The 1682-nt window shown below is 54.9% G+C and carries 1 protein-coding gene and 1 pseudogene; one reads left to right on the top strand and one right to left on the bottom strand.

Annotated features, from left to right (window positions below; genetic code table 11):
• Window positions 1–95: pseudogene (locus tag Q363_RS39705) on the bottom strand (transposase); the annotation flags it as partial.
• Window positions 96–289: 194 nt separating this feature from the next.
• Between Q363_RS39705 and Q363_RS37170 the strand changes: the two are divergent.
• On the top strand, window positions 290–1372 hold the full coding sequence (locus tag Q363_RS37170; protein ID WP_169747218.1) for a M23 family metallopeptidase: 1083 nt from the start codon (window positions 290–292) through the stop codon (window positions 1370–1372).
• Window positions 1373–1682: the final 310 nt, after the last annotated feature.

Below are 1682 nucleotides of genomic sequence, written 5' to 3' on the forward strand. Positions count from 1 at the left end.
CCATGGATGAAGATCTTGCGCAGGTAACGGTTGCCTCGCTTACTGACGCCGGCCAGCTTCGCCCTGCCGCCGGTCGAGTACTGCTTCGGCACCAGGGGTTCGGCGGGTCGAACTTGCCGAAATCCCCGTTTTGGGGAACTATGAATCGGTGGAATTGTTACCGAGTTGCCGACAAACCGGGAATTGTGCCCAAAACAGGAGCTGGTGACCGTTCGAGCTAACGCATGCCATGCAAAGACGTCTTAACAATCCCCGTGACATGCCCTGTAGCACATTGTTAGGAGTTGCATTGAATCGAGTTCCGCTGCTTTTAGTTGTGCCAGCGTGCTTATTCGCCGTCCAACCTTCATGGGCCAGCCAGCCCGACTTCCATCTGCAGGTCGTCCCGGCAATTGTTTACAAAGTAGACGATCCAGGAAATACCAAAACGTCATCATTCGTGTTCGATATTGCCGTGATTTGTTCCACTGAGTGCGCGCTCACCCCGATCTCCGCCAGCGTGGAACTCTCAAATGGCCGATCTACGGTCGAGCGGCAGGAGTGGACGACCGAACTGGTGGCGAAGATTAAGGGGGTGAACTATCGGATCTTGCCGGATACTCCGGTCGCGTCCCCTAGGCGAATGTTTACGCTGCCCGAAGCATTTGACCTTCACTTTTACTTGCGCTGTCCCCAAGCGCTGGCGATTGACTCCGCCGATATCCGGGTAACAGTCGCAGATGCGAAGGGTCGTCGGGCGCAACGAGTATTGCGGATTCCGATTCGATACTACCAACAGAAGACATTGCTCATCCTTCCCTTTCGTGGTAAGGGCGTTGTTGGGCAGGACTGGGTCACGAACGGCGGCCATGGCGGCGGCCATGGCGGCGTCTATGGCTCTGACTTTGCTGTAGACCTACGTGGCTTGGATGATAACTATGCAGAACAGAAAAACGATGCCGACGAGAACGCGTCGGCTGCGGGCTGGGGCCGCGAGATCCTAGCGCCCGCGGCTGGAACCGTGACTTACGCACGCAATGATGTACCCGACAACCCGCACCCGGGAAACGCCCCTGACATCAATTGGTACACGGCACTACATGATCCGGTTATGGCGTATTACGGAAATTGCGTCATCATCGACCATGGCAACTCCGAATACAGCGTATTGGCGCACATGCAACAAGGCTCAGTCAGGGTCAAGGTAGGCGAACGGGTCGCCGCCGGCCAGGTACTTGGAAGGCTGGGAAACTCGGGAGACGCATTCGGTCCACACTTGCATTATCAACTTCAGTCGGGGCAACAGCTTTTTCACGACCAAGGGCTGCCGTTCAGATTTCAAAACATCGATGTTCCACAACTCTCTCGAGGCAGGGAGTTCGAGGCAAAATAAGATTGGCGATCTCTTAATCTGAAGCCATCAGACCTTTCATTTTTTGTTTCGCGAAAACGGGCGATAGCACGCAAACGCGCCTCAGGATCTGGATGACCGGCTATCCGGAAACTGTCCCGTTGTGCCTGCGTCGCCATTTCGGTAACTTGCTGGGAACTTTCTCAAAACCCCGTTTTTCGTGCACTACAAAGACAATGATTACTTCCGTATTGCCCACGATCCATCCAGAACCGTGTGGGTGACGCTTGTACGGAGGGTGTTAAGCAGCGACTTGTATTGGCCTGATTTGGTGTCCACCGCGTACTCGTGC

It is taken from the genome of Edaphobacter aggregans DSM 19364 (assembly GCF_000745965.1).
In the GTDB taxonomy this organism is placed as follows: domain Bacteria; phylum Acidobacteriota; class Terriglobia; order Terriglobales; family Acidobacteriaceae; genus Edaphobacter; species Edaphobacter aggregans.